The organism is Prosthecobacter algae (assembly GCF_039542385.1).
GTDB lineage: Bacteria > Verrucomicrobiota > Verrucomicrobiia > Verrucomicrobiales > Verrucomicrobiaceae > Prosthecobacter > Prosthecobacter algae.
Genome location: NZ_BAABIA010000010.1, coordinates 25,180 through 52,050 on the forward strand (window position 1 = coordinate 25,180; position 26,871 = coordinate 52,050).

Annotated in this window: 27 protein-coding genes and 1 tRNA gene; 15 read left to right on the forward strand and 13 right to left on the reverse strand. The window is 57.9% G+C overall.

The genetic code is table 11. From position 1 onward, the window contains the following. Positions 1-15: 15 nt before the first annotated feature. The 6 genes from ABEB25_RS20665 to ABEB25_RS20690 all read right to left on the reverse strand — a co-directional run bounded on the left by ABEB25_RS20665 (position 16) and on the right by ABEB25_RS20690 (position 8,021). Positions 16-504, reverse strand: coding sequence for a TlpA family protein disulfide reductase (locus ABEB25_RS20665; RefSeq protein WP_345738342.1), 489 nt, complete (start codon positions 502-504; stop codon positions 16-18). A gap of 27 nt (positions 505-531) precedes the next feature. After that, positions 532-1,509, reverse strand: coding sequence for an FAD:protein FMN transferase (locus ABEB25_RS20670; protein WP_345738343.1), 978 nt, complete (start codon positions 1,507-1,509; stop codon positions 532-534). 7 nt (positions 1,510-1,516) lie between these two features. Next, positions 1,517-2,674 carry a DUF3570 domain-containing protein gene (locus tag ABEB25_RS20675; protein WP_345738344.1) on the reverse strand — a complete coding sequence of 386 codons (1,158 nt, stop codon included), beginning with the start codon at positions 2,672-2,674 and terminating at the stop codon, positions 1,517-1,519. Positions 2,675-2,764: 90 nt separating this feature from the next. Continuing rightward, positions 2,765-5,950 (reverse strand): efflux RND transporter permease subunit, encoded by a 3,186-nt coding sequence (locus ABEB25_RS20680; RefSeq protein ID WP_345738345.1) that lies wholly within the window; start codon positions 5,948-5,950, stop codon positions 2,765-2,767. 145 nt (positions 5,951-6,095) lie between these two features. Next, positions 6,096-7,367, reverse strand: a complete 1,272-nt coding sequence (locus tag ABEB25_RS20685; RefSeq protein WP_345738346.1) for a TolC family protein — start codon at positions 7,365-7,367, stop codon at positions 6,096-6,098. Between the two features lie 171 nt (positions 7,368-7,538). Beyond that, positions 7,539-8,021, reverse strand: coding sequence for a hypothetical protein (locus ABEB25_RS20690; RefSeq protein ID WP_345738347.1), 483 nt, complete (start codon positions 8,019-8,021; stop codon positions 7,539-7,541). Between the two features lie 168 nt (positions 8,022-8,189). On the opposite strand from ABEB25_RS20690, the gene ABEB25_RS20695 reads away from it, so the two are divergent. The 3 genes from ABEB25_RS20695 to ABEB25_RS20705 are packed head-to-tail and all read left to right on the forward strand — an operon-like array spanning position 8,190 to position 10,838. Beyond that, positions 8,190-9,215 (forward strand): alpha/beta hydrolase family protein, encoded by a 1,026-nt coding sequence (locus ABEB25_RS20695; RefSeq protein ID WP_345738348.1) that lies wholly within the window; start codon positions 8,190-8,192, stop codon positions 9,213-9,215. Positions 9,216-9,257: 42 nt separating this feature from the next. Then, on the forward strand, positions 9,258-9,920 hold the full coding sequence (locus ABEB25_RS20700; protein WP_345738349.1) for an HAD family hydrolase: 663 nt from the start codon (positions 9,258-9,260) through the stop codon (positions 9,918-9,920). A gap of 39 nt (positions 9,921-9,959) precedes the next feature. Continuing rightward, on the forward strand, positions 9,960-10,838 hold the full coding sequence (locus ABEB25_RS20705; RefSeq protein WP_345738350.1) for a L,D-transpeptidase: 879 nt from the start codon (positions 9,960-9,962) through the stop codon (positions 10,836-10,838). Positions 10,839-10,939: 101 nt separating this feature from the next. Here ABEB25_RS20705 and ABEB25_RS20710 read toward each other — a convergent pair whose 3' ends face one another. After that, positions 10,940-11,416, reverse strand: coding sequence for a cupin domain-containing protein (locus tag ABEB25_RS20710; RefSeq protein ID WP_345738351.1), 477 nt, complete (start codon positions 11,414-11,416; stop codon positions 10,940-10,942). Between the two features lie 173 nt (positions 11,417-11,589). Here ABEB25_RS20710 and ABEB25_RS20715 point away from each other — a divergent pair, with 173 nt between their 5' ends. Genes ABEB25_RS20715 through ABEB25_RS20745 form a run of 7 tightly spaced genes read left to right on the forward strand, consistent with a single transcriptional unit; the run spans position 11,590 to position 17,395 of the window. After that, on the forward strand, positions 11,590-12,045 hold the full coding sequence (locus ABEB25_RS20715) for a Fur family transcriptional regulator (protein WP_345738352.1): 456 nt from the start codon (positions 11,590-11,592) through the stop codon (positions 12,043-12,045). Between the two features lie 21 nt (positions 12,046-12,066). Further along, positions 12,067-12,825 (forward strand): Fe-S cluster assembly ATPase SufC, encoded by a 759-nt coding sequence (gene sufC, locus ABEB25_RS20720; protein WP_345738353.1) that lies wholly within the window; start codon positions 12,067-12,069, stop codon positions 12,823-12,825. Positions 12,826-12,845: 20 nt separating this feature from the next. Beyond that, positions 12,846-13,313, forward strand: coding sequence for a type II toxin-antitoxin system VapC family toxin (locus ABEB25_RS20725; RefSeq protein ID WP_345738354.1), 468 nt, complete (start codon positions 12,846-12,848; stop codon positions 13,311-13,313). Between the two features lie 12 nt (positions 13,314-13,325). Continuing rightward, positions 13,326-13,577, forward strand: a complete 252-nt coding sequence (locus ABEB25_RS20730; RefSeq protein ID WP_345738355.1) for a hypothetical protein — start codon at positions 13,326-13,328, stop codon at positions 13,575-13,577. Between the two features lie 20 nt (positions 13,578-13,597). After that, the gene (gene sufB / locus ABEB25_RS20735) at positions 13,598-15,016 is read left to right on the forward strand and encodes a Fe-S cluster assembly protein SufB (protein ID WP_345738356.1); all 1,419 of its coding nucleotides are present in this window, start codon (positions 13,598-13,600) and stop codon (positions 15,014-15,016) included. 58 nt (positions 15,017-15,074) lie between these two features. Beyond that, entirely contained in the window at positions 15,075-16,433 is a 1,359-nt protein-coding gene (gene sufD, locus ABEB25_RS20740) for a Fe-S cluster assembly protein SufD (protein ID WP_345738357.1), read from the forward strand. Positions 16,434-16,462: 29 nt separating this feature from the next. Beyond that, complete coding sequence (locus ABEB25_RS20745; protein WP_345738358.1) at positions 16,463-17,395, forward strand: endonuclease/exonuclease/phosphatase family protein; 933 nt, start codon at positions 16,463-16,465, stop codon at positions 17,393-17,395. A gap of 57 nt (positions 17,396-17,452) precedes the next feature. Here ABEB25_RS20745 and ABEB25_RS20750 read toward each other — a convergent pair whose 3' ends face one another. Both ABEB25_RS20750 and infA read right to left on the reverse strand, forming a co-directional pair. Further along, complete coding sequence (locus tag ABEB25_RS20750; protein ID WP_345738359.1) at positions 17,453-18,001, reverse strand: ribonuclease H-like domain-containing protein; 549 nt, start codon at positions 17,999-18,001, stop codon at positions 17,453-17,455. Between the two features lie 5 nt (positions 18,002-18,006). Next, positions 18,007-18,204 (reverse strand): translation initiation factor IF-1, encoded by a 198-nt coding sequence (infA, locus tag ABEB25_RS20755; RefSeq protein WP_343075876.1) that lies wholly within the window; start codon positions 18,202-18,204, stop codon positions 18,007-18,009. Positions 18,205-18,510: 306 nt separating this feature from the next. Between infA and ABEB25_RS20760 the strand changes: the two genes are divergently transcribed. From ABEB25_RS20760 to aroC, 3 genes are all read left to right on the forward strand, one after another. Beyond that, a tRNA-His gene (locus ABEB25_RS20760) sits at positions 18,511-18,585 on the forward strand. 67 nt (positions 18,586-18,652) lie between these two features. After that, complete coding sequence (rnc, locus tag ABEB25_RS20765) at positions 18,653-19,414, forward strand: ribonuclease III (RefSeq protein WP_345738360.1); 762 nt, start codon at positions 18,653-18,655, stop codon at positions 19,412-19,414. Positions 19,415-19,684: 270 nt separating this feature from the next. Then, on the forward strand, positions 19,685-20,764 hold the full coding sequence (gene aroC / locus ABEB25_RS20770) for a chorismate synthase (protein ID WP_345738361.1): 1,080 nt from the start codon (positions 19,685-19,687) through the stop codon (positions 20,762-20,764). A gap of 68 nt (positions 20,765-20,832) precedes the next feature. Here the strand turns inward: aroC and msrA are convergent, their stop codons facing one another. Further along, positions 20,833-21,456, reverse strand: a complete 624-nt coding sequence (msrA, locus tag ABEB25_RS20775) for a peptide-methionine (S)-S-oxide reductase MsrA (RefSeq protein ID WP_345738362.1) — start codon at positions 21,454-21,456, stop codon at positions 20,833-20,835. 175 nt (positions 21,457-21,631) lie between these two features. Here msrA and ABEB25_RS20780 point away from each other — a divergent pair, with 175 nt between their 5' ends. Beyond that, on the forward strand, positions 21,632-23,047 hold the full coding sequence (locus ABEB25_RS20780) for a sulfatase-like hydrolase/transferase (protein ID WP_345738363.1): 1,416 nt from the start codon (positions 21,632-21,634) through the stop codon (positions 23,045-23,047). Positions 23,048-23,054: 7 nt separating this feature from the next. Here the strand turns inward: ABEB25_RS20780 and ABEB25_RS20785 are convergent, their stop codons facing one another. After that, positions 23,055-23,807 (reverse strand): phosphodiester glycosidase family protein, encoded by a 753-nt coding sequence (locus tag ABEB25_RS20785; RefSeq protein WP_345738364.1) that lies wholly within the window; start codon positions 23,805-23,807, stop codon positions 23,055-23,057. A gap of 86 nt (positions 23,808-23,893) precedes the next feature. On the opposite strand from ABEB25_RS20785, the gene ABEB25_RS20790 reads away from it, so the two are divergent. Further along, entirely contained in the window at positions 23,894-24,379 is a 486-nt protein-coding gene (locus ABEB25_RS20790; RefSeq protein WP_345738365.1) for a DUF3592 domain-containing protein, read from the forward strand. Positions 24,380-24,426: 47 nt separating this feature from the next. Here ABEB25_RS20790 and ABEB25_RS20795 read toward each other — a convergent pair whose 3' ends face one another. After that, positions 24,427-24,912 carry a hypothetical protein gene (locus tag ABEB25_RS20795; RefSeq protein WP_345738366.1) on the reverse strand — a complete coding sequence of 162 codons (486 nt, stop codon included), beginning with the start codon at positions 24,910-24,912 and terminating at the stop codon, positions 24,427-24,429. A gap of 50 nt (positions 24,913-24,962) precedes the next feature. Continuing rightward, complete coding sequence (mnmG, locus tag ABEB25_RS20800) at positions 24,963-26,825, reverse strand: tRNA uridine-5-carboxymethylaminomethyl(34) synthesis enzyme MnmG (RefSeq protein WP_345738367.1); 1,863 nt, start codon at positions 26,823-26,825, stop codon at positions 24,963-24,965. Between the last annotated feature and the right edge of the window lie 46 nt (positions 26,826-26,871).

Genomic DNA, 26,871 nt, shown 5'->3' on the forward strand with positions numbered 1-26,871 from the left:
TCAGGAAGGTGAGGTTTATTGAGCGAGCAGTTCCTCGATCTCTTTCACGTATTCGGCTTCCGTCTTTGCGCCCTTGAAGCCCTTATGGATGTGGCGGATTTTCCCATCTCGCCCGACGAGGTAGCTGGTGGGCATGGTGGGCGGATTAAAAAAAGCGGCCGCCTTCTGCTGAGTATCATGGACCAGGGTGAAACCCACGGGGTTCTTCGCCGCAAAGGCCTGGTACTTTTCCGCCTCTTCATCGACACCGATGCCGATGATGACGAGACCTTTCTTGGCATAGGTATCATGGAGGCGAGACATCGTGGAAAACGAGGCTTTGCATGGCGCGCACCAGGAGGCCCAGAAATCCACCAAGACGACTTTTCCTGCTGTCTTGGGCAGGGCTGCGCTGGGCAATAAACCTTTGAGATCCGGCAGGGCCGAGCCTGTGGCGGGTTCGCCTGCAAAGCTCATGGTTAGGCCGAGGCAGAGTGTGGTAATGAGGGTAACGATGTATTTCATAGGGTGACTAAGGTTGGGTGTTTTGAGTTAAGCGGACTGAACTTGATACTGACGAAAATGACGGGTGGCGGTGACTCCCTGCTCCCCCTGAAGGCAGGCCTCCACACCGGGGGCGTTTTCAGCGAACTGGAGGCCCTCCTTTTGCCCCAGCACAAAGACACAGGTGGAGTAAATGCCGGCGATGAGTGAAGTGGGTGCCACCACCGTCACGGCACGCAGTCCATGACGGACAGGCCACCCCGTGCGGCGGTCTAAGATATGGCCATAACGCACGCCTTCGTGCTCAAAGCGCCGGGCATAGTCACCCGAGGCACACACGGCATATCCTGAGACGGCGAGACCGCCAATGCAGCGGTCCGTCTGCACGCCATCCTGAATGCCCACATGCCAGAACGGATGCTGCCCATTCCCGCCCAGAGCCAGGATGTCGCGCCCCAGATCCACCAGGATATCCACGATCCCATGACGGCGAGCGATGGCGATGACTTGATCCACCGCGTGCTCTTTGCCAAAACCTCCGAAGTCCAGGCCCATGCCAGCTCTGGGGAGGTAGATCTTGCCAGGCTTGCGCTCCACTTCTTTCCAGTTGGACAATGCCAGGGCCTGCTGCACTTCAGCCTCCAGTGGCAGCCGCTCATGCACTTTTTTCCAATCCCAGAGCTGGATCAGCGGCAGCATGGCGGGATCGAGCAAACCTTCGGTTAGGCGGTGCATGGCCTCACCCATGTCGAGCATTTGCTCCATCTCGGCATCGATTTCGACCCACCGCTGCCCGGCTCCCTGGTTGATGCGCGAAAGCAGCGAATCTGGGCGAAAGCGAGAAAACTTGGCTTCAAATTCGCCTAACCAACCCAGCGCTTCCGCTAGGAACTTCAAGGCCGCTTTCTGGTCCTCGCAGCGGAACTGGATGACGCAGGCGGTGCCCATCGCCTTGAAGGCAAGGCTGCGCACGCCTCGGCTATCTGGAGGGATGACGGCAGGTGTCACGGGTGCGGGTTTCGACATGATCGTTTTAAAATTGGATGCTCACACCAAAGGTCCAGATATTGGCCGTGGGATAGGCCGCTGTAGGGGCTTGGTTAGCGCCCCAGCCACTCATGTCGTAATGCTCATAGGCTGCGGAAAGGGCGATGTTTTCCGTCAGCCGATAGCGTGTCTTGATGCCCAGGCTCAGTGTGTTCATCGAGGAGAGACGGTAGTCTGCCGAATAGTGCGGTCCCTTTCCCGCAGGGTATTCTTCAGGGTTGGCGTTGGGTACCTCATCCAGGGTGTTCTGGAAAAAATCCGCTGCGTTCTGGCGATAATATCGACAGAAGGGCGTCACCTCCAGCTTGTCCCACAGTCCTTGCCGCCACTCCACCTGAAGGCTCTGCGAGAATACCCCGTAGTCATCCTGAGAAAGGCGCAGCGTGGCATCCAGTGCCGCCTGCACTTTGTCGAAGTAATGCGTGCCCTGCATTTGCAAAACACCCCGCAGTCGGCTGTCTGGCCGGTTTTCACGGTACAAATTCACCGTGGGAATGTCGATCGTCCCACCGGCGCCGTCAGGCAGTGAAACGATGTCCGTCCGCTGGATGGCTTTATACGGGTCGTTCAGATAACCTTCGCTGTACCCCACGGTGAGATTGGCGGCCAAGATGGTGTTTTTATCCAGCAACTGGGTGATGCCCATGAAAAGGTCGTAGCTTCGTTTGGTCTGATCTTCGAGGCCAAAGACCTTCACCGAATCGTCCAAATAATTGAAGCCAAAAGCCAAGGTGGTATTTTTCTGATTCAGCTCCCAGCGGTCGCTCAAAGACAATCCATGCGAAAGATAGTCACTCTCTTTGCTGCGAGAAAACTCAAGCTCCACGCGGTGATCGCCGATCTGCTGAGACAACGCACCGAGGATGCCATTGCGCACATCTTCCAGGTCTGCCAAGAAAGGCTGCACCCCCCCAGGAAGGGCACCTGTGGGTGAGGCTCCACTGATGGCATCCGAGAGAAACTGGTAACGAAAGCTGGTCTGCTCCGTGAAGTGCATCTCTCCGCGAAAATACCAGGACTCAACACTGATGCGTCCGTTGGACTCATCGTAAATTTGGTAACTGGTATCGAACTTTAGGCGCTCAGCCGCCTCCACTGCCAAGGAAGGCAAAAGCAAGGGCGCCAAAGCGAGTGGTTTTCTCATGCCAGGCCTCCGGAAAAAGACCTTCCAAGAGGAATCTGGCGATGCAGAAGGGGGAGTACACATGGTTAGAATAAATAAGGTGTATCTGACTCACGGCGCATGGACCAGAGATAACGCGAGCACCTCAGCAGGCTGTGTGGAATGACGGGCTGCGAGCTCGTCCTTCATTCCCCAGCGGTAAAGGATCGGCAGCAGAAATAAGGTGAGGAAAGTGCTACTGACGATGCCGCCGATCACCACCGTCGCGAGGGGCCTCTGCACCTCGGCACCCGCTCCCTCACTCAAGGCCATCGGGATAAATCCCAGGCTAGCCACCAGGGCCGTCATGAGCACGGGACGCAGTCTTTGCAGGCTGCCTTCCGTCACGGCAACTTCTGCGCTGCGGCCTTCATTGCGCAATTGATTGAAGCAACTGATCAACACGACGCCATTCAATACCGCCACACCACACAATGCGATGAACCCGATAGCCGCACTGATGCTGAAGGGTAAGTCCCGCAACCATAAAGCCAAGACACCGCCCGTGATCGCAAGAGGGATACCCGTGTAGATGATAAGCGTCTGCATCACGCTTTTAAAAGTGGCGTGAATGAGCACAAAGATCAGCACCAGAGCCAGGGGAACCACAATGGCCAGCCGTGCACGGGCCTCCTGCAAATGCTCAAACTGCCCCCCGAAATCAATCCGGTAACCCTCTGGTATCTGCATCGTTTCGGCGATTTTTTGACGGGCTAAGGTGACATAGGCCTCCGAGTCGGTGCCGCCTGCCAAGTCCACATTCAGACCCACCCGGCGGTGGCCATCTTCACGCCCGATGGCATCCACTTGAGGCACCTCCACAAAGCTGGCCAAGCGCCCCAGCGTGATCAAGCCACCGTCCTGCGTGCGCACAGGCAGGGCCTTCATCACTTCTGGGTTATTGCGCAGGGATTCTGGGAGTCGAACCACGATGCTACGACGGCGATTATTCTCCATGAGCATGCCTGCGGTATGCCCCGCCATGGCGGTGGTGATGGCCGCATTCACTTCCGCTGCCTCAACATTGAATTTCAGCATCGCGGCACGGTCCACCTGGATCTCCAGCACGGGCACCCTCCCTTGTGTCTCAAACTCCGCATTGTTCGTGCCGGGCAATCCCTCAAGCAGCGCCTTCACCTGCCCGCCGATCTTTTCCATCATGTCGTAGTCGTCGCCAAAAATGCGCACCGCCAGATCCGCTCGGGAACCTTCCAGCATCTCATTGAAACGCATTTGGATAGGCTGGGCAAAATCATAATCTTGTTCAGGCACCTCCTTGGCCAGTTCCTCACGAATGAGCTCCGCCAAACGGTCTCGGCTCACTGGCTGCCCATTTTCCTGCCGCCATTCAGACTGCGATTTGTAAAAGACGTAGAGATCATATTCTCCGGGGGACATCGGGTCCGTGGCCACTTCGCTGGTGCCCACGCGGGCGAAGGTGCGGGTGACTTCAGGCACCTTGTTGATGAGGTATTGCTGTGTTTTGATGCAACGCTCCAGGGAAGTTTTCAGGCTGGTATTTGCAGGCTGGTAAACCATGGCCGTCCAAGATCCTTCATTGAGGGTAGGGACGAACTCCTGCTTTAAGCTCATGAATAACAGGCCCGTGGTCCCCAAGAGCACCAAAACGGCAGCCACCACTCCCCAGCGCGTTTTCCAGGCCAGCCCCAGCAGCGGTGCGTAGGCGGCCTTGGCTCCGCGCATGAGGAAGTTATCCTTCTCTGAGATATTGCCTCTGAGCAGCAGGGAGCAAAGCGCAGGCATGAGCGTCAAGGACAATACTAAAGCGCCCCCCAGAGCCAGCATCACTGTGATGGCCATGGGGTGAAACATTTTCCCCTCGATTCCGGTCAATGCCAGAATAGGCAAGTAAACCAGAGTGATGATGAGCACGCCAAAAAACATGGGGCTCCCCACCTGCTGCCCTGCCTCCCTCACAGCAGCCAGGCGCTCCTTCGCCGTCAATTTCCGGCCCAAGGCGTGTTGCTTTTCTCCCAGCACGCGCACGATGTTTTCCACCATCACGACGGCCCCATCAATGATGAGACCGAAATCCACTGCTCCTAATGACATCAGGTTTCCGGAGACTCCTCCAAAGGTCATGCCGATGAGCGCGAATAGAAACGACAGTGGAATAGCAAGCGCGACGATGAGTGCCGCGCGCCAGTTGCCTAACAAAAGAAGCAACACACCGATGACGAGAATGGCCCCTTCAAACAGGTTGTGCTTCACTGTGTCAATCGTGCGGTCCACCACTTCACTGCGTGCGTACTGAATGCGCAGCTCCAGACCTGGAGGAAGTTTCTTTTGCAATTCGGCCAGTTTCTCCTCCACCCGTTTGCTGATGATGCGGCTGTTTTCCCCCACCAGCATCATCACCGTCCCCAGCACAGCTTCCTCCCCATTTTCGACCGCACAGCCCGTGCGCACATTGCTGCCAATACTCACCTCTGCGAGATCCTTCACTCGTATGGGCTCCACCCCCGCCGCGAACTTGACGGGTAGGTTGGCAATGTCCTCAGCACTGGCCACCTTCGTCACACCGCGAATGAGCATGCGGTCTGTGCCACGCTCAATCACGCCCCCGCCGGCATTGTCCACATTCTGGCCGATGATGGCTGCCAACTCACTGAAGGTTAAACCCGCTTGTGCCAGCGATTCAGGCTTGGGCAAGACCACCAACTGCCTTTCATAACCGCCACTGCTGTTGATCTCCGCCACACCCGGCACGGTGCGGAGGAAAGGCTTCACAATGTAATCATGGGCCTCACGTAGATCCATGAGCTGGCGTTCCCGGGATTGCTTCCGACCCGGGGCATCCTTTTGATAATCCAGCGTGTAGTAGAGGATCTCGCCTAAACCCGTGCTGATGGGCGACATCTGCGGACTGAGTCCCGGTGGTAATTCGACCTGCACCAAACGCTCACTGACGAGCTGCCGCGCCCGAAAGATGTCTGTGCCATCTCGAAAGACCAGGGTGACCTGTGAAAGGCCTGACTTCGTGAGCGAGCGAAACTCTTCCACTCCTTGGATACCAGCGAGAGCCAACTCCAAAGGATAAGTGACGAGTTTCTCCGTCTCCTCCGGTGCCAGCCCCGGCACAGCCGTATTCACCTGGACCTGAGTGTTGGTGATGTCTGGTACGGCATCTACGGGCAGATGCAGCGCGGAAAAGATTCCCGCAGCCAAGAGCAGCAAGGCCCCCATGATGACGAGAAAGCGATTTTTGAGTGAGAATTCGAGAATGGAAGTGATCATAACTCCAGGGAAGGAAAGGACGTTCAGGGAACTCAGTTAAACTGGGAGGAACCGGGGAAGGGGCTTTGGAGAGTGCGCTTCAGCGTGGCTTGTGTTTCATGCCCGAAATCATCCAAATTTTGCATGATCTTTTGTTAGGTAAAAATCAGCCTTCTTTGGCCACACGTAGAGGCTCCATTTTCTGTCCCAAGGGTGCCCCGGTCAGCCGCTCCACCTCCATGCGGTGTTTCCAGGCATTGCGTCGCCCTTCGATCAAAGCGTCCATGGCATCCAGGTAGCCTCGCTGCATCTCGACATAAGTCGCAGCCGGCACGGCTCCCAGACGAAAGTGTCGGTCTGCCTCGATTGCAGCCTCTTGGAACTGTTTTTCACTCTCTGGACGCCAATGGTCCAGGGCTGCTAACTCCGCCAGATAGGCCGAGCGTGCGATGGCGAGGTCTCTTTCCAGATCCCTGAGCGTGGCCAGCAAGAGTGCCTCCGCCTGGAGCGTGCGCGCCTGTTCGGTCGCTACATTTCCTTTGTTCTTATTCCAGAGAGGCAGGGGAATGGAAAAAGCAAACCCACCTTCCACCTGGGTTCCCCCCGCATGCTGGCCCGCCATGTAAGGACCAAAGCTGATGTTCCCCCAGCGCTCGGACTTGGTCAGGTCCACCTTCAGCCCCTGCTTCGCCACTTGCAGGCGCTTTTGTTGAAGGTCGAAATTACTCCCGGCCGCTTGCTCCTTCAGTTTCTCAAGCGCTGGCACCTGGGGGAAAAGAGTGGACGGATCTACGAGGGCCAGAGCCGCCTCGGGTGGGCGACCACACAGGACATTGAGCGCCGTGCTGGACTCCTGCGCTTGCTTGGACGCATCGGTCAGCGTGCGATCGCTCGTCAACAAGGCGGCCTCCAGGATCCGCCTTTCCAGCAGAGCACTCACAGAGCCCGCATCCCGCTGCACGAGAACTTCGATCAAGGCCTCCAGCCTCTCTCTCACAGACCGTGCCGCCTGCTCTTTGCGCTGAAGCAGCACCACATCACCACTCAAAGCCCGCACTTGGTTCACCAACTGGGATTTGAACTGCTGTAGACCTAGCTCAGCCAGGGTGATGTCCCGCTCGGCAATGGCTTTGCGCAACGCCATGCGACCTGGAAAATCAAACACTTGAGCGATCTGTGCGCGCCAAACCAGCCCTTCCTTTTGACTAGCGAGGCTCATCCCTCCTAGCTCCATGGAAAGCTCTGGATTGACCCGCTGCGCCGCAGACTGACGCCCTCCGCGGGCTGCTGCGATCTCCGCTTCGTAGAAGCGAACTTCGGGGTTTTTTTGCAGGGCCTCAGCGGCGAGGTCGTTTGACGTCAAAAGAGAAGTGCGAGCATGAACGGTGGATGCCGTGGCCAGCAGCCACAGGCCCATGTGCAGAAACAAATTTTTCATGAGGAACGCGGGCAGAAAGTGAAACCGGGCAGCGGCCGGACAGGCTGCGGGCATGGAGTTCCCATGCAGTGGCCCCGAAATTCGGCCACGGTGATACCGGCGAGAGAGATGCCTAACAGGACGTATGTAAAACATCAGGCCATGAGGCCTGTGCGGACGTCATGCATTTCCTCAAATCAGTAGCTGCACCGTGGCCAGCAGCGGCTGACTCACAGGCATGAATTTCTCGGTTGAGAAAGTGATAGGAAGCGGATCGTGCCGCTCCGAAGAAGGAATCCAAATGACCAGGGAGGCTGTGGCTGTGTAATTCAGTGCAGGCGCACTTTTAACGGACAGTTCTGACAGGTCGCGGGCCGAAGTGATGCTGCCTTTGACATGAGCGGAGACTAGGCTGTGATCCCCGAACTGATCTGAAGCACTCATGCTGACAAGCACACGAGCCAAATTTTCCGAATGATCTTCGAGATTGGGTGTGTAATGCCCAGCATCGTGTCGCAAGACGAGCTGGGTGCCATTTTCAGACTCCTGCACCTGCACGCGATGGCTTCCATCCAGATTCGCCATCATCACCATCACCGCGGGCATGATCGCCGTCCCCGTGATGGCGTAGGCCATCAGCAAGAAGCTGGCGAGAATGCGATGGGACAGTTTCATGAATATAACTACTTAGTTATCTAACAACAAATAACGCAAGCTGGCAATGGCTTGTTGCAAGATGATCAAAAGATAATGTTAGGCTGAAGTTGATACTCACTCGCAACCTCTCATGCAAGGCCGCAGGTCGAGGCTTGAAGGCCTCATTCTTCTGGCCACCTTGACGGCATGCATCGACTTGCTGTTCTCTGCCTTGTCTTCTTATTTATTGCGCTATCGCAGGCCCAATCCCAGCTTCCGGGCTGGCAGGCGGAGGTGCGGGAGATTCAGATTGCCAGCACGGCAGATCAGTCTTTGCAGCCTGCCCTGACGTGGTCGCCCACGACTGTGGAAGCGCGCCCGCTTTTGGTGGGCCTGCATACCTGGAGCGGGGACTACCGACAGGCCGCGAACGGACGTGTGTATGCCCAGTGGTGCATGGACCAGGGCTGGCACTTTGTGTACCCGAACTTTCGCGGGCCGAACAGCACGCCTGCCGCCATGGGCAGCGACCTAGCAGTGCAGGATGTGGCGGATGCGGTGGCGCATCTGCAAAAAAGCGAGCGTGTGGATGCCAGACGCATCTACCTCATCGGCGTCAGCGGCGGCGGCCACATGGCCATGCAGATGGCAGGCAGGCACCCGGAGATTTGGGCCGGTGTCTCCGCTTGGTGCGGCATCAGTGACATCGCGGCTTGGCACACGGAGCATCTGAAAAACGGCATGCCGGACAACTATGCACGCCACATTGAACTGGCGCTGGGCGGTGCACCCACAGGAACGCTGCTGGCCGAGGCGGCGAGGCGATCCCCGCTGACTCACTTGGCCCGGGCCAAAGGCGTGCCGCTGGACCTGAACCATGGCATTCACGACGGGAGGCTGGGCAGTGTGCCGTTTCGGCATAGTTTGTTAGCCTTTAATCAGACCGCCGCTGCGCCCCTGCCAGTGGCGGAGATCCTGGCCTACTATGAGACCCAGCAACGGCCCACAGGCTGGCCCGCGCCGGAGGTGGACCCGCTGTATGGACCGAAGCCGGTGCTCTTCCGCCAAATTTCCGGCAGCACGCGGGTGACGCTTTTTGAGGGCGGGCATGAGATTCTGTACACACCTTCGCTGAACTGGCTGGCGCTGCAGCAGAAAGGGCAGCCTGCGGTGTGGACAGTGGCCAAACCGATGCCCGTGGGCGGTGCGGCGGATACGAAGTCCGGCCTCTGAGAGTCCTTGAAGTGGCGGGCATCCCGCGCCATCACAGAGACCATGCTGAAAGCCTTCATCTTCGACCTCGACGGCACCCTCATTGATTCCCTGGCGGACATTGCGGCGTCCATCAACCGCATGCTGGAGGCCCGCGGTTATCCTGCCTGCAAGGATGCGGGTATCTTCAAACAGATGGTGGGAGACGGGATGGAAAAGCTCGTCGAGCGCGCCTTGCCCGAGGCGGCCCGGAGCGAGGAGCTGATCCGAATCTGCACGGAGGAGTACCGGGCTTTTTATGACCTGCACTGGCAGGAGCAGACGCTGCCTTACCCACAGATCCTGGAAGTCCTTGCCGCTCTGAAAGCTAAGGGGCTGAAGCTGGGCGTCATCTCCAACAAGGCTCATCGCTTCACCGTGCCGATGACAGAGCATTTCTTTGGTACGGACTGTTTTGAACTCATCCTGGGGCAGCGTGCCGAGGTGCCGCGCAAGCCGGATCCCGCAGGTGCCTACGAGGCGGCGGCCAGCCTGGGCCTGCGCCCCGAAGAGTGCGCCTATGTGGGTGACTCGGGCATTGACATGGCCTTTGCCAAAAGCTCCGGCATGGTGGGCATCGGTGTGGATTGGGGCTTCCGTTCCGTGGAAGAACTGAGGGAACATGGAGCCGTGCATGTGATCTCCAAACCGGGCGAATTGCTCGAAATCGGCGACAAATCACGCTGAGCCTTGAGTGCGGCTGCGGGTGCGAGTAATGTGCGCATCATGGTCTCCACCCGCTTTCTGCGAATCGCTGCCCAGACCTCTGTGCTGGCAGCTTCTTTTTGGCTATCCTCTTGTAAAACACCGACGGCCCCTCCGCCCCCGGTCGAAGAACCTGCCAAGAAGCCCACGGGTCTCTATGAATGGCATGGAGAAGGCAAAAGCATCTCCTCCATCCGCATCAATGTGGATGAGCAGAAGGCCTATCTCTACAATGGCGACGACCAGATCGGCTGGACCTACGTGGCTACGGGCATCACGAGCTTTCCCACCCCGACGGGCCAGTTCAAGATCATGGAAAAGATCGCCGACAAGGTCTCCAACCTTTATGGCAAAGGCTACGATGCCAATGGCAAGCTGGTGAACTCCGACTTTAAACAAGGGCGGGACCTGCTGCCTCCCGGTGGCCGTTTTGAAGCGGCCAAGATGACCTACTTCATGCGCCTGACAGGTGATGGCGTGGGCATGCACATCGGCCCTATTCCGCGCCCAGGTCGCCGCGCCTCCCACGGCTGCATCCGCCTGCCATCGAAGTTTGCCGGCACGATCTTCAAAAATGTTTCCGTAGGCACTCCAGTGACCATCGAGGGCAGCGGCCCGGACTATGCGACCTACATGAAGCAGTCGAACGCCAAGGCCAAGGCCAACGCGGCGAAGCTGGCAGCCTCCAAGAAAAAGGCGGAGGAAGCCGCCGTCAAAGCGGCTGAGGCGACCAGTCTGGCTCCCGATGATCCGAATGGCCCTGGGCCCCAGGCCACTCCTGCAGGCACTCCAGCACCGGGCACTTCCGTGATCACGACCCTCCCTGCCACACCTGCGGCACCAGCCCCAGCCACTCCCACGGAGGAAGTGAAGCCTGCCCAGCCCGCCCCCCAGCAGTAGGGCCCCGCCCCTTTAACAAAAAAGGCGCTACACAAGATGCAGCGCCTTTTTTGTGCCCGGGTCCAAGGGGAGCCAAGGATGAAGGTCCCCCCGCCAGACGGCTATTCTTCACCGGCAAAGTACTCCACCTCATTCATCTGGAAGCATTTCTTCTGCGGCTTCAGCAGCCACTTGCCGGATTCCGGGTAGTGAAGGATGTCGGCCTGCGGCTGGTCGGCGATGACCATAAAAGTGAGGTCTTCCTCGCTGTTATTGAGAATCTGATGGGCCTCTCCCGGTGGAAACACAAGGTAGTCACCAGCCTGGATGGCCTCCTGGCCCTTGGGTCCGCGCACCTGGCCAAAGCCCGACAGAATGTAATAGGCCTCCCACTGGGCGGAGTGCTCGTGGAAAGGAAAGTTCACCTTGCCGGGCGGCACGCGGTGGATCTCCACCTCAAACGGATGCCCGCCACCCCAGGTGCCGGTATCCTTGGGCCCACCCGCCGCCTGGCTGAGCGAACGCCGGCGAACGCCATACTTTCCCTGAGGTGAGTTTTGCGAGGTCCAGGGAAGGTCGTCAGATTGGATGCGGGTCATGGGGATACAGGGATGCACAGTGATGAGAAGCGACTGTTCTGGCAACCCCTGAAAGCCAGCAGGTAATGTTATGTGGGCTTTTTTAGCCCGGTTTTGTGCAATGATTCCGAATCCGCCCTTGAACTGTGGCCGTATCCCATACATTAGAATCATTCCAATTCTAATTCTAATCTATGGCGACTCCCTCCCCACGCTCTTCGTCGAAGCCCTCGGGCCTTGACTGCCGTCTGGCCGTGCTGGGCACCGATGCCCGGCTGACCCCGCATCGGCGTGAAGTTTTTCAGGCCTTGGCGGAATCCAACGATCACCCGACGGCCTACGACCTGTTTGCCAAGGTCAAAGAGCGCTCTCCCAGCATCTCGCTGGCCACGGTTTACAACTGCCTGGAGCACCTCACCAGCCACGGCCTCATCCGCCAGGTGCAGTTGGAGCGCGGCCAGTCCCGCTACTGCGCGAACCTGCATGAGCACGTCCACTTTCACTGCGAAAGCTGCGGCAAGGTCATCGATGCGCACCCAGCGGCTGACTTTGACCCTGCCAAATTCTGGAACCTGCCTGCGGGCACGAAAGTCAGCCGCATGGACATCGCCATTCACGGCACCTGCGAAGCCTGCTCCAGCAAAGCCTAATCCCTTTTTCAACACTCCCTCATGTCCCTCGAAATCAAAGACCTCCACGCCCAGATCCCCGGCCGCGAAATCCTCAAAGGCCTGAACCTCACGATCAATCCTGGTGAAGTACACGCCATCATGGGCCCGAACGGCTCCGGCAAAAGCACCCTGAGCAAGGTTCTCTGTGGCCACGAAGACTACGAAGTCACTGGCGGTGAAGTCCTGCTGGATGGCGAAAACATCCTGGACATGGCCGTGGATGCCCGCAGCCGCGCTGGCCTGTTTCTGGCCTTCCAGTATCCGCATGAAATCCCCGGCGTGAGCAACGCCAACTTCCTCCGCGCTGCCCTCAAGGCCCGCCTGCCAAAGGGTGAGGACATTGACGCCATCAAGTTTTACAAGCAGCTCTACACCCGCATGGACCAGCTTGAAATGGACCGCAGCTTCACCAGCCGCAGCGTCAATGAAGGCTTCTCCGGTGGTGAGAAGAAGCGCAACGAAATCCTCCAGCTCATGATGCTGGAGCCGAAGTACGCCATCCTCGACGAAACCGATTCCGGCCTCGACATTGACGCCCTCAAGGTCGTCTCCCGTGGCGTCAACGCCATGCGCAGCGAGAACCGCGGTTTCCTCGTCATCACTCACTACCAGCGCCTGTTGAACTACATCCAGCCCGACATCGTCCACGTGATGATTGATGGCCAGATCGTCCACACCGGCGGCAAGGAACTGGCCCTGAAGCTGGAAGAAAAAGGCTACGACTGGGTCAAGGAAGAACTGCTGGCTGCTGCTGTTTAACTCACGACTGACAAGACTGAATGAACCCCAGCGTTTACATCGAAACGACGATTCCGAGCTACCTCGTAGCGCGGCCGAGTCGTGATGTGGTACTCGCTGGCCATCAGGAAGCCACCAGAGAATTTTGGACTCTGCGAAAGCACCAATTCGACCTGTATATTTCAGCGCTAGTTATAGACGAAGCTGGGAGTGGCGAACCTGAAATGGCGGCAAAAAGACTGGAATGTCTTCGGGGTTTGAAAATCCTGAACTCCACGGACGAGTCAGACGCTCTAGCTCTGCTACTCGTCGCAAGGTTAGGACTTCCAAAAAAGGCTGAAGCTGACGCCTATCACATCGCCATCGCTGCAGTTTATTCGATGGATTTCTTACTCACCTGGAATTGCAAGCACATCCATAATTTGCATATGCAGCGCCGGATTGAGGAGACCTGTCGAAAGGCTGGTTTTGTGCCTCCGGTCATCGGCACACCTGATGAGCTCATTTAGAATCCGAACATCATGAGTACAACTATCGAAGACCCCATCGTTGCCGAAGTGCATGCAGCGCGTGAAGCCATCTTTGCCTCATGCGACTACGATCATGCCAAATTCGTAGCTCACATGCGTGAGTATGCAGGGCAACTCAAACGCGAAGGCTGGGTCTTCTCAGACCGACCCATTGTGCGTCGTCAGGAGACTACCTCATATTCGGAGGACCCCACTGAAAGCTTTGTGGTCCGCGAAGAGCCACCGCTGAACACTGATAACTGAACACCGAACACTTTCTTATTATGGTCACCGCCCCAGACAACGACATTTCCGACATCAAGGTCGATAGCGTGGGGGACTTCACGTTCCCTGAGCGCAATAAATACGACTCCGGCTTTGGCATCACCGAAAAGACGGTGGACTTCATTGCCGATGTCAAAAACGACCCGGACTGGATCCGTGAGTTCCGTCACAAGGCGCTCAAAATCTTCCAGAGCAAGCCGATGCCCACGCATTGGGCCACCAAGGATCTGGAGAACATCAAGTTCGACGAGTTCCGCTACTACCTTTCCGATGGCCAGAAGCCGAAGCGTTCCTGGGACGATGTGCCTGAGGATGTGAAGCGCACCTTTGACCGTCTGGGCATCCCGGAGCAGGAGCGCAAGTTCCTCGCCGGCGTGGAGGCTCAATATGACTCTGAGGCTGCCTACTCCAACATCAAGGCCGCCGTGGAAGAGCAGGGCGTCATCTTCGTCAACAGCACCGAAGGCCTGCACAAGCACCCTGAGATCTTCAAGAAGTGGTTCGGTAAGGTCATCCCAACGGGTGACAACAAATTCAGCGCCCTGAACAGCGCGGTGTTCTCCGGCGGTTCCTTCATTTACGTGCCTCCGGGCGTGAAAGTGAAGCACCCCCTGCAGGCTTATTTCCGCATCAACTCGGAGCAGTTTGGCCAGTTCGAGCGCACGCTCATCATCGCTGATGAAGGCGCGGAGCTGATGTACATGGAAGGCTGCACGGCCCCCAAGTTTGAAACCGCCACGCTGCACAGCGCTGTGGTGGAACTCGTGGCCATGAAGGGTGCGAAGATCCAGTACGTGACCGTGCAGAACTGGAGCAGCAACGTCTTCAACCTCGTCACCAAACGCGGCATCGCCCATGAAGATGCCGAGGTGCGCTGGATTGACTGCAACATCGGCAGCCGCCTGACCATGAAGTACCCGGGCGTCATCATGAAGGGCAAACGCGCCCGTGGGGAGGTCATCAGCATCGCCCTGGCCAACAGCGGTCAACACCAGGACACGGGTGCCAAGATGGTACACGCCGCTGACGACACGACGAGCAACGTCATCTCGAAGTCCATCTCCATCGGCGAAGGCCGCAGCACCTATCGTGGTCTGGTGCACATTCCCAAGCACCTCAAGGGCTGCAAGAACAACACCGAGTGCGACGCCCTGCTGATCAACAGCAACAGCCGCACCGATACGTACCCCGCCATCAGCGTGCGCGGCAACCAGCACTCCACGCAGCATGAAGCCAGCGTCAGCCAGGTGAGTGCGGACCAGATCTTTTACCTCATGCAGCGCGGCCTCAGCGAGGCTGAAGCCATGAGCCTGAGCGTGAACGGTTTCATCAACGACCTCGTGAAGGAATTCCCGATGGAATACAGCGTGGAACTGAAGCGCCTCATTGACCTCGAAATGGAAGGCAGCGTCGGCTGATGCTTTGACGCGTGGGCCTCCTCCCCGCTCACTCCCTCCTTCCCCGACCTCACGCCCCATGTCCGCCACTCTCGCTCCCACCCCCAAAAACTCTCCCGTTCCTGTGTCCGAAGCTCCTGATTCTCCTGCTCCCTCCGGCCTCGAAATCATTGCGCCAGTGCGTGATGAAACCTCGGCTCCTGGCTGGTTTCTCGCCCGTGCCGAAGCGGCCTGGGCCGAGTTCCAGAAGCTACCCGTGCCGAGCGTAAAGGATGAAAGCTGGCGCTATTCCAACGCCAAGAACATCGAGCTGGGCCTGCACAGCCCGGCCATCTCTGCCACGGAAGCGCAGAAGCAGCAGGCGCTGGCCGCCTCTGAAGGGCTGAAGGAACGCACGGCGCGTTTTGTCTTCGTGAACGATGAGCTCATCGAATCACAAACGGACGCGCTGCCAGCCGGCGTGGTGTGTGTGAGCTTTGCGGAAGCCCTGAAGTCTCATGGCGATGTGCTGAAGGAGCACTTCATGAAGCGGGAAATGACCCTTGGCTCGGCCAAATTTGCCGCGCTGCATCTGGCGCATGTGAAGGCTGGGACGGTGATCTTGGTGCCGAAGAATGTGGCCATCGAGAAGCCCATCGAAGTCTTCCATTGGGTGGTGGGCGATCACGCTGCCATCTTCCCCCACACCCTCATCGTCACGGGCGACAATGCCGAAGTCAGCGTGGTGGACCATTACCGTAGCCTGGATGGCGAAGGCGGCCTCAGCATCGCCATCGCCGACCTTGTCAGCGGCACGGGCAGCCGCATCACCTACGCGGCCTGCCAGGAGCTGGCGGATGATGCGCAGGCGCTGCATCTTTCCAGCATCGTCGCAGGCCGTGATTCCAATGTGAAGAGCTTTCAGGTGCAACTGGGTGCCGAGTTCAGCCGCAGTGAAACCGTCAGCGACCTCGTCGGCCAGGGTGCACGCAGCGACATGCTGAGCGTCTCCCTGCCCATTGGCGAACAGGTGGTGGACCAGCGTACGCTGCAGAACCACATGGCCCCGCATGCGACGAGCGACCTTCTTTACAAGAACGCCCTCTATGGCAAGTCCCGCAGCATCTTCAGCGGCCTGATCACGGTGGATGAAACCGCCCACTACACGGACGCCTACCAGACCTGCCGCAACCTGCTGAACAGTGACGAGGCGGAAGCCACCTCCCTGCCAGGCCTGGAGATCAATGCCGACCAGGTGAAGTGCAGCCACGGTGCCACCAGCGGCCCCATCAGCGATGAAGAGCTGTTTTACCTGAAAGCGCGCGGCATCAGCGACAATGAATCGCGCAAGCTGATCATCGAAGGTTTCCTCGCGGATGTGCTGAAGCGCTTTGGCAACAGCGAAGTGCTGGACACCCTGGTGGCCCGCATTGACGAGAAGCTGGAGCGCGCCGTCTAACGAAAAGTGCGGCTGTTTTCCAAGCACCCATGATTACCCGCCTGTTCAGGTATTCCCATCTGGCAGGCTGGGCCGCCTTGGTGCTGGGCATCGTTTTGCAATTCGGGCTGAAGGATCATCTCTTTGGCTTTCGGCTGCTGTTTTATGCGATGCCCAAACCCTGCCTGCTGGCCCTCGCGGTCATCCTTTTGGTTTGGCCCAAGGCAGGCCTGAAATCCCGGGGAATGGCCGCCCTGATGGTCCTGTCTTTGGGTGCTGCCTGGATGATGACTTCCTGGCGCACGGCCGCGCCGCAGGTCGCCCAGCGGAATGAAGCCACGGAGGTGCGCATCCTTTACTGGAATCTCTGTCGGCCCAAGGAACTGCACCAGGGCATGGTGGATCTGGTGAAGGAATTTCAACCGCATGTGGCCGCCTTTGTGGAGCCAGGCCGCAGCAAGATGGAGGACAACTGCCGCCGCTATGAAGCGATGCTGCCCGGCTACCAGGCTGCCTGGATGCCACGCGGCATTCTGTGGCTGTCCAAAGTACCCTCGCGCTACCGCGAGCGGGGCAAGTTGGAGGGGGCAGGGGCCTTTGCCCGCTTTGAGGTCAATGGCCTGGGACCCGCATTCCCGGTCGTTGTGGCCGATGTGCATCCGCATCCGCTGCACTGGCGCAAGGGCCAACTGGATGAGGCGCTGAGCCATGCACAGGGACGGACCGATGCGATCCTGGTCGGCGATTTTAACACTCCTCTGGAGTCCGCGCTGCTGGACGAGTACCGGAAACATTTCACCCATGCGCTGGAAGTGGCAGGGGAGGGCTTTAAGGAAACCTGGCCGCTGGGGCTGCCTCTGCTCAGTCTGGATCACTTTTGGTTAGGCCAGGAATGGGAAGTTGTGGAGGCCAAGAAAATCTGGCGTGTCACCAGCAGTGATCATGCCGCGCTGTGCGTGACGCTGCGGCGCAAGGCCAAGTGAAGCCGGGGTAGTTGTCCTGGACGAATTCAGAGGGCAGGCAGGAATGCCCGCCTCACGTCAGTCCACGGACCATTCCACAGCAACCTGCTGCTCGCGGCCGTTGCGGTCGTGGTATTTCACGAATCCATTCTTGGCCCCGTATTCATGCACGCACTTGGTCACCTTCACATCGAAGGCGCAGTATTCGGCGATTTCGGCCAGCTTGCCCTGTTGCCACCAACGGATGGCTTCGAGGCCATCGGCGGTTTTGCCGGTGCCCAGACTGGCGGCGGCGACGGCTTCGAGTTTGAGACGATGGCCGAGCTTTTTTTCCAAGTCCACAAGGAGGTCGAGATCGCAGACCTGCTCGCGGAAGTCGAAGATGGTATGGCCCATGAGCACTTCATAATCGAAGCTGACATGGTTAAAACCGACGACGAGATCCGCCCGCGTGAGCTGGTGGATCAGATCCGAGGTTTCATCTTCCTGGAAGATGCGGTACTCGCCCAGCTTGGTGCTATAAGTGACCGCGATGGAGATCCCCATCTTGTGCTTGTTCCCCCAGCCGCCCACGTCATTGGCGGTGCGGCGGGTTTCCAAGTCGAAATAGACGATGTCCCGGGCCATCGTGCTCAGAGACGATATACGATGCGCGCCTTGTCCATGTCGTAGGGCGACATTTCGATTTTGACGTTGTCACCGATGACCAGACGGATGAAGCGCTTGCGCATCTTGCCGGAAATGTGGGCGAGAACTTCGTGACCATTCTTCAGCTTCACGCGGAACATGGTGCCAGCGAGAACGGCAGAGATCACGCCATCGAGTTCGATCGCCTCTTCCTTCTGCTTGAGTTCATCTTCAGGCGGTGGCGGCGGTGGCGGACGGCGACCTGATCCACCACGCGGTGGACCGGATGGACGACGAGGCCCACCACGATTATTTGAACGGCGAGGAGGAGGCATAGATAACGCGACGTGGATCCTTCAGAAACCACGGAAGTGGTTAAAGTGCTTCGCGTGGGGGCCATTGACAACCTCTAATTTGTCTCGTTGTCGTCATTCTGCACTTCTTGAACTGAAAAAGTGCTGGCGCACGCCCAACACTGCATTATGTTCCACTTCGCTAGTTCTCAGATGGTGGTCGTAGCTCAATGGTAGAGCCCCAGATTGTGATTCTGGTTGTTGCGGGTTCGAGCCCCGTCGATCACCCCATCTCGCTGTTCACGTTGACAGCTTCTTTCTTTGCTGAAACTCGCCGCTTCATTATCCTCGTCTGCTCATGGAAGCTCTCGAATCTGCCCTCGGTTACACCTTTCGTGATTCCCAACTGCTGACCATGGCCCTGACGCATGGGAGCGTGGGCTACGAGGCGCAGCGCACGCAGGCCGACAATCAGCGTCTGGAATTCCTGGGGGATGCGGTGCTGCAACTGACGCTTTCGGAACTGCTCTATCATAGACTGCCACAGGCGGATGAGGGGACCCTTACCAAACTGCGTGCCCAGGTCGTCTCGGCGAAGGCGCTGTCCGCCATGGCGCGGCGGCTGAACCTGGGGCGTTTTCTCATCATGGGCCGTGGGGAGGATGCCAATGGCGGACGCCAACGGGAAAGCAGCCTGGCCGATGCCATGGAGGCCGTGACAGGGGCTCTCTATCTAGACGGGGGACTGCCCGAGGTGCAAAAGTTTGTACAAAGGCTGTTTCAGTCGGAGCTGGAGGCGCTGCTTCTCAATCCCAGCGATCAAAATCCGAAAGGCCAGTTGCAGGAGCTGATCCAGGCCGTGGGGCCCACACCGCCTCATTATCGCATCCTTGAAGAGAGCGGACCGGATCACGACAAATTCTTCCAGGCCAGTGTGCTGTGGATGGGGGCCGTTTTGGGGACTGGGACGGGACGAAGCAAGAAAGAAGCCGAGGTCGCGTCTGCCCGCGCGGCGTTGGCCTCCAGTGACCTGAAAGAGCAACTCAAGTCATTAGGAGATCTTAATTATAAAGCCACTAGAATTCCCATCACAGATTGTGAGAAGACTGGGCACAAGTGAGCGCAACTGTGAGAGCAAGACTCATAAGTGAGACTTGTTGATGCGGATGCACAACCTGTGCCCAATTTTGTGCCCAACCAAACTGCCTGTGGAACGTGCCTCTGAATTCGGAGGAACAGGCTTATTGCACTTATGCCCACCCTATACGGATAAGGAGGTTTAACGAAGCTTACCTTAGCCAATCATAGAGGCTGTGAAAAAGCGGCATAACTCTCTCCAATAGTTCCTTTGCTTGCACAGAGATGGAGGCTGCCCATCTTAACAGCCCTTATGTCCAGCAGCCTCGGCACTCTCTTCCGCATCAGCACTTGGGGTGAATCTCATGGTCCCGGTGTAGGCGTCGTCATTGATGGCTGCCCGCCTCGCATTCCGCTGACCGTGGAGGACATTCAGCAGGAGCTGGACCGTCGCCGCCCTGGCCAGAGCAAGATCGTGACGCCTCGCAAGGAAGATGACAAAGCGGAGATCCTTTCCGGTGTGTTGGATGGTGTAACGCTGGGCACTCCCATCGGCATCTTTGTCCGGAACACGGACCAGCGCCCTTCGGCTTACACGGAGATGGCGCAGGCCTACCGCCCCAGCCACGCCGACTACACTTACGATGCGAAGTATGGCATCCGGGCTGTTTCGGGTGGAGGCCGCTCCAGCGCCCGCGAGACCATCGGCCGTGTGGCAGCCGGGGCAATCGCCCGCAAGGTCCTCCAGCAGTCTCTAAAGGGCTACGAATGCCTGGCCTACGTGAAGACCATCCAGCATCTGGAAGCGAAAGTGCCGGAGAAACTGACTGCCGAGCTGATCGAGTCCAACATCGTCCGCACCTGCGATCCGGTAGCAGCGGAGAAAATGATCGAGCTGATCGAAAACGTGCGTAGCCAGGGCAACAGCGTGGGTGGGGTGGTGGAGTGCGTAGTTCGCGGTGTGCCCCCAGGTTTGGGAGAGCCGGTCTTTGACAAGCTGGAGGCCGATCTGGCCAAGGCGATGATGAGCCTGCCAGCGACGAAGGGTTTTGAAATTGGCAGCGGTTTTGCCGGCACACTGATGACGGGGCTGGAGCACAACGACGAATTCTACATGGATGGCAGCCAGGTGCGCACGCGCAGCAATCGCAGCGGCGGCATTCAGGGCGGCATCAGCAATGGTGAGGAGATCGTCTTCCGTGTGGCCTTTAAGCCGACAGCTACTGTGCTCCGCGAGCAGAAGACGGTGACGAATACGGGCGAGGAAACCACCCTCTCTGCCCGTGGTCGTCACGATGCCTGCGTGCTGCCACGTGCGGTGCCGATGGTCGAGGCGATGGTGCATCTGATCATTGCCGACCATTGGCTGCGTCAGCGTGCCCAGAATGGCTAAAAGAAAGCGGCTCACGGGGAATCCCATGAGCCGCTGAGAATGAAGTGGTCTAAAGGATTTCGTTTGGTCTATTCCTTGAACTTGCCTTCCTTGGCCAGTTTGGCGCGGAATTTGGAGACCTTGGGGCTGACGACGGCGCGGCAGTAACCCTGGCCTGGGTTATTGGCGAAGTAGTCCTGGTGGTAGTCCTCGGCAATGTAGAATTTCTTCAGGGGCACGATCTCTGTCACAATGGGCTGGTCCCAGTCTTTTTGGGCGGCCTTCATGGATTCCTCTGCAATCTTTTTCTGTTCGTCGTTCAGGTAATAGATGCCGGAGCGGTATTGGTCGCCCACGTCATTGCCTTGGCGGTTCAGCGTGGTGGGGTCATGAGCGATCCAGAAGTAGTCCACGATTTCTTTGTAGCTGATGACGGCAGGATCGAACTCGATCTGGATGACCTCGTTGTGCTTGGTGTCACCGGCGCAGACTTCTTTGTAGGTTGGGTTTTCTTTGATGCCGTTGCAGTAGCCGCTGACGACCGACTTCACGCCTTTGAGCATTTCATACTGGGCTTCGGTGCACCAGAAGCAGCCGCCGCCGAGGACGGCAAGTTCGGTTTTGCCTGAGGTGGCGGCAGGGGCGGGATCTGCGGCGATGGCAGGAGTGAGGGCGGTGGACATGGCGGCGAGAAGGGAGAGGAAGGTTTTCATGGTCGCTAAGAAAGGGAGGTATGGCGACTACTCATTGCGTTACGAGGGCCGTCAAACTTTCAGATGTGTGTGCTTTCGTGAGTTGGAGAATGGGAGGCGGGTTTTATTCCAGCGCAAGGCAGCCTCGACATCGGCGTTCCCAGTTCATACGCTTGGCGTAAACCCCTTCTGTGATATGAAAGCACTTCTTTTTGCCCTGCTGGCCACCGTCTCTGCCCATGCCATCACCACGGAGCCGCCGAACATCGTGCTGGTGATGGCGGATGATCAGGGCTGGGGTGACATGGCCTACAATGGCCACCCACACCTGAAGACGCCAAACTTCGATGCCATGGCCAAGGAGGGCATCCGTTTTGACAACTTCCATGCCGCTGCGCCGGTGTGCTCGCCCACTCGTGGCAGTGTGATGACGGGACGCACGCCGAACCGCTTTGGCTGCTTTTCCTGGGGCCATACGCTGAGGCCGCAGGAGGTCACCCTGCCGGAGGTGCTGAAGACGGCGGGCTACGTGACCGGGCACTATGGCAAGTGGCACCTCGGAGGCGTGCAGAAGGCGAGTCCGGTGAGCCCAGGCGCGAGTGGGTTTGATCACTGGGTCTCGGCCCCGAACTTTTTCGATCTGGATCCGGTGCTGAGCGACGAAGGCACCGCGAAGCAGTTCAAGGGGGACAGTTCGGATGTGACGGCAGAGCTGGCGATCCAGTTCATCCGGGAACGGTCTAACCAAAAGCAGCGATTCCTGGCGGTGGTCTGGTTTGGCTCCCCACACAGTCCGCACCAGGCTCTGGAAACTGATCGCGCTCTGTATGCGGACCAACCAAAAAAAGTGCAGGACTTTTACGGAGAGATCACGGCGATGGACCGCGCTTTTGGCCGCATTCGTCAGGAGCTGAAGACGCTGGACCTGGATGAGAACACGGTGCTTTGGTACTGCAGTGACAATGGGGCGCTGCCAAAGATCGGCTCCAGTGGTGGCCGCCGTGGCAACAAGGGGCAGGTCTATGAAGGGGGCCTGCTGGTGCCTGCGCTGCTGGAATGGCCTGCACTCTTCAAGGAGCCGAAAGTCATTACCGCCCCCTGCACCACCAGCGATATCTTCCCGACGGTTCTGGCCATGGCCAAGGTGGAACCGGCGAAGCTGCACCCCCTGGACGGGGTGAATCTTTTGCCTCTGCTGGAAGGCACGGAGAAAAAGCGAAGCCAGCCCATCGGCTTCTGGGATTCCAAAATCAAAGGCAAGCCAACCCCTTCGGAAAAATGGATGAATGATTTGTTAGGCGCGCAGGCCCGGGGAGAAGAACCCAATGATCCTGAGCGGTTGGCGGCAGATGCAGGAGTCATCGGTGAACCCGTACCGATCAACAAGTTCCCGGGTCACTCGGCCTGGATAGATGGGAACTGGAAGCTGCACCGTATCGAAGACGACAAAGGAGAGGTGGACTGGGAGCTCTATGATCTGAGCGCCGACCCCGATGAAAGCCGAGTGCTTTTTGCCGAGCAGCCCGAGCGCGTGCCGCAGATGCAGGAAGCCCTGCAGGACTGGCTGCAGAGCGTGGCGAAGAGCCTCAACGGAGAAGACTACAAGGAGTAGCTCAGACTCACTCCGTGACCACAAACATGCCTGCAAAGGTGTTCGGCGAGAACTTCGTGCCTGGGGCAGGGGAGGTGATCATCTGGGAGATGTCGCCATCCAGAAAGAGTGCGTCCTGACAGCCGAGGTGAAGGAAGAACCGGGAAAGCTGATGGAAGGTGACACGGCCTTTGGCGCGGTCTTCGCGATCGCTCATGACGAAGACGATTTCCTTGGAAGCTGTCACAATGCCCACTGCGCTGCGCTGGCGGCGGTTCGGTGAGTTCGCATTGAAAGCTGGGTGCATGACGCCCTTGCGGAGCAGGAGGGGGCCGGACTGGTTGGCGATCCGCGGTTGGATGTGGAGGCTGGCATACTCTGACGCTTCTGCAATGCCAGGGCCGTTCTGGTCATCAAGGTAGAAAACTCCATTGGGCTTGAGGAAGAAGTTTCCTTCGGCGTTCGCGAGATTCAGCGGAACCAGAGTTTTTGAAGCAATAATGGTTAGGCCACAGGGTTTCGGCCCGCGCTCATAGATCCCGGCATTGGTGGCGAAGAGGATCTTTTTGCCCTCTTGGCTGAGCTGCTTTTGCAGACCTCCGAAGTCGGAAAGGGGCTTGCCGGAATCATCCTGCCAGCGCAGATCCAGTTTGGACTGTTGGGTGAGCGGGACCCGATGCACCTGATACAGGCCGCCTTCATATTCGAGGGTTTCCGTCGCTAAAACGAGAGGCGCTCCAGTGAGGCCCAGCCAAAAGAGGAAGCGGGTGAAAATCTGCATGAGGGTAATGAAGCGGAGTAAAAAACTTTGTCACAGGGAACGCGTCTTGGCCAAATCAATTCAGCCTCATCTTGATCCTACTCTCCATGCGAAACGCGCTCTTCTCCTGCATCGCCATTTTTGTGTCGGGTTTTTTCATCTGGCTCGGCTGGGTCCATTACTCCAAAGGGAAAGCCAGTGAGAAGTGGCCGAAAGCTCAGGGAACCATCCTGGAATCGGAAGTGGCCGAAAGCCGGACGCGCGCAGGCTCCAGCTCACGGATGTATGAGGCCCATGTGCGCTACGAATACGAAGTGAACGGCCAGAAGATCAAAGGGGATCATGTGACGTTCATGGATGGCAGTTCTAGCAATCGCTCGGATGCAGCCAATGTGGTGAACCGGCTGCCCGTCGGGAAGGTGCTGCCTGTGCATTACAATCCAGCCAATCCCCATGAAGCCTGCCTTTTGAATGAGGTGGGCAAGATGCCGTGGCTGATGATGGGCGGTGGAGCCGTCGGACTATTGATGTCACTGAGGACCCTGATCTTTGGCAGTCAGGTGAGACGCCGCCGGGAGATCCGCTTTAGCTAAGCCTACGATACGAATTTGAGCGATGGCGGCGAGATGCTGGTTAAGGTTCATGGCATCCTAAAATCCGCAGAGACCCGACGACTTTTGTAATGGTTACCCGTTTCGACGGAACTGTAGTGCAGTTCATTTTCTGTGAGGTTGTGGATGCGATAGATATCCCACAATGAGGACTTCAAGGGAGGGGTGGAATGGATTGTAGCTGCGGATCCGATAGAAGTAGTGAATGCAGCATAGTATTTTCCACTGACTCCCCAAACACCGCTCTCGAACTGTTCGATTTTTCCTTCGACAGGATCGTCGACTTTAAAGGTGATGGTGAAATGACCATCTGCGGTTCGATGGATAATCCATTGCTTCCGTCCTCCATTTTTGGTGGGCTGATTTCCGTACCAATATCCAATCATCCACCTCAAACGCTGCTGCATAACTTCATCAGCTTCGGGTTTAAAAGCCGTAACAGCAGGACTGGATTTACAGCGCGTGAGGCCAACCATGGCTAAACCACAAAAAAGAGAGAGTATGAAACGAGGCATAGAGGCTTTAAAGAATTCCTATCCAGACGAGGCAGGGTCAAAACGATAGCTCACCCCTTTCTCAACATCACGGCCAGCAGCGCAATATCAGCCGGAGTGACGCCCTGGATGCGGGTTGCTTGGCCGAGGGTGGTAGGACGGATCTGGGAGAGGCGCATGTGGGCCTCTTTTTTCATGCCGTAGATCTTGGAGTAATCGAAGTTGGTCGGGATCTCTTTTTCGTCCATGCGGGCGGTCTTTTCGACCATTAGTTCCTGGCGTTGGACGTAGCCTTCGTACTTGAGGTCGTTTTCCAAGAGCTGCCAGATCTCGTCACTGAACTGCGAGCGGATGTCCTGGGGCAGGGAAGTGTGGTCGTTTTCCGTGCGCCGAATCCAGGCGTGCAGGCGCATGGAATCATGGCTGGTGGTCTGGGCGAAACGATGAGCTTCGGTCAGGCGGACCGCTTTTTGTTCGGTATGATCACGACGGAAATCATCCACCAAACCCAGGGCAGCGGCCCGAGGAGTGAGGCGAAGGTCGCAGTTATCCTGCCGCAGAAGCAGGCGATACTCGGCCCGAGAAGTGAAAAGGCGGTAGGGTTCGGTGGTGCCTTTGGTGACCAAATCATCCACGAGCACTCCCAAATAGGCTTCGCTACGGCCCAAAATCAGCGGCGGTTTGCCCTGGATTTTGAGGGCCGCGTTGGCCCCCGCCAGCAGTCCCTGACCGGCCGCTTCTTCATAACCGGAGGTGCCATTGATCTGCCCAGCGAAATATAGACCCCCCACACGTTTGGTTTCCAGGGTGGAAGAGAGCTGGGTAGGCGGGCAGTAATCGTACTCCACTGCGTAGCCAGGGCGGATGATTTCCGCCTTTTCCAGACCCACGATGGAGCGGATGAACTGGTGCTGCACCTCGTAGGGCAGGGAAGTGGAGACCCCGTTGATGTAAAATTCACGAGTGTGGCGACCCTCGGGTTCGAGGAAAACCTGGTGCCGATCCTTCTCCGCAAAGCGCACCACCTTGTCCTCAATGGAGGGACAGTAGCGCGGACCGACCCCTTCAATGCGCCCACAATACATCGGGGATTTGTCCAAATTGGCCCGGATAACGTCGTGAGTTTGGGGGTTGGTGTAGGTGATCCAGCAGGGAGTTTGTTCCACGTGGAACAATTTGGGCCCCCAATGGTTGAGGGTAAACAGGTCCCGCTCCTCTTCCACGACCCCCGAAAGGTAGCTGAAATGGGGGGCAGGAGTGTCTCCTGGCTGGACCTCGCACTTGGAGAAATCAATGCTGCGGCTATTGATCCGGCAGGGGGTTCCAGTCTTGAAGCGCTTCACTTCGAAGCCGAGGTGAAGGAGGCTGTCTGACAGGGTGGACATGCCGTCCCCCATGCGACCGCCGGACTGGTTTTGCAGACCCACATGCAGGAGTCCGCGCATGAAAGTGCCTGAGGAAATGATGACGGCAGAGGCCCGATAGACCATACCGAGGCTGGTGCGAATACCGACAACGACATCGTTTTCGACCAGGATTTCGGCGGCATTGCCCTGGTGCATGTCCAGGTTGGGCTGGTTTTCGATCAGCCATTTCATGCGAAACTGGTAGGCCTTCTTGTCGCACTGGGCCCGGGGGCTCTGCACGGAAGGACCCTTTTTGGCGTTAAGCATGCGGAACTGGATACCAGTGGCATCTGTGTTCAGGCCCATCACGCCGCCCAGGGCATCGATCTCGCGGACGACATGGCCCTTGGCCAAACCCCCGATAGCCGGGTTGCAGGACATCTGGGAAATGGTGTCCAGATTCTGGGTGAGGATGGCCGTCTGGCAACCCAATCGGGCAGCCGCCATGGCAGCCTCCACCCCGGCATGGCCTGCGCCGCAGACGATGACATCGTAGTGTTTGGGGTAGGTGTAGAGGCTCGTGGACATGGTCAGGGAAGGGGGTGGGCGCTGGTTTGGGCCGCCTTCCAATAGC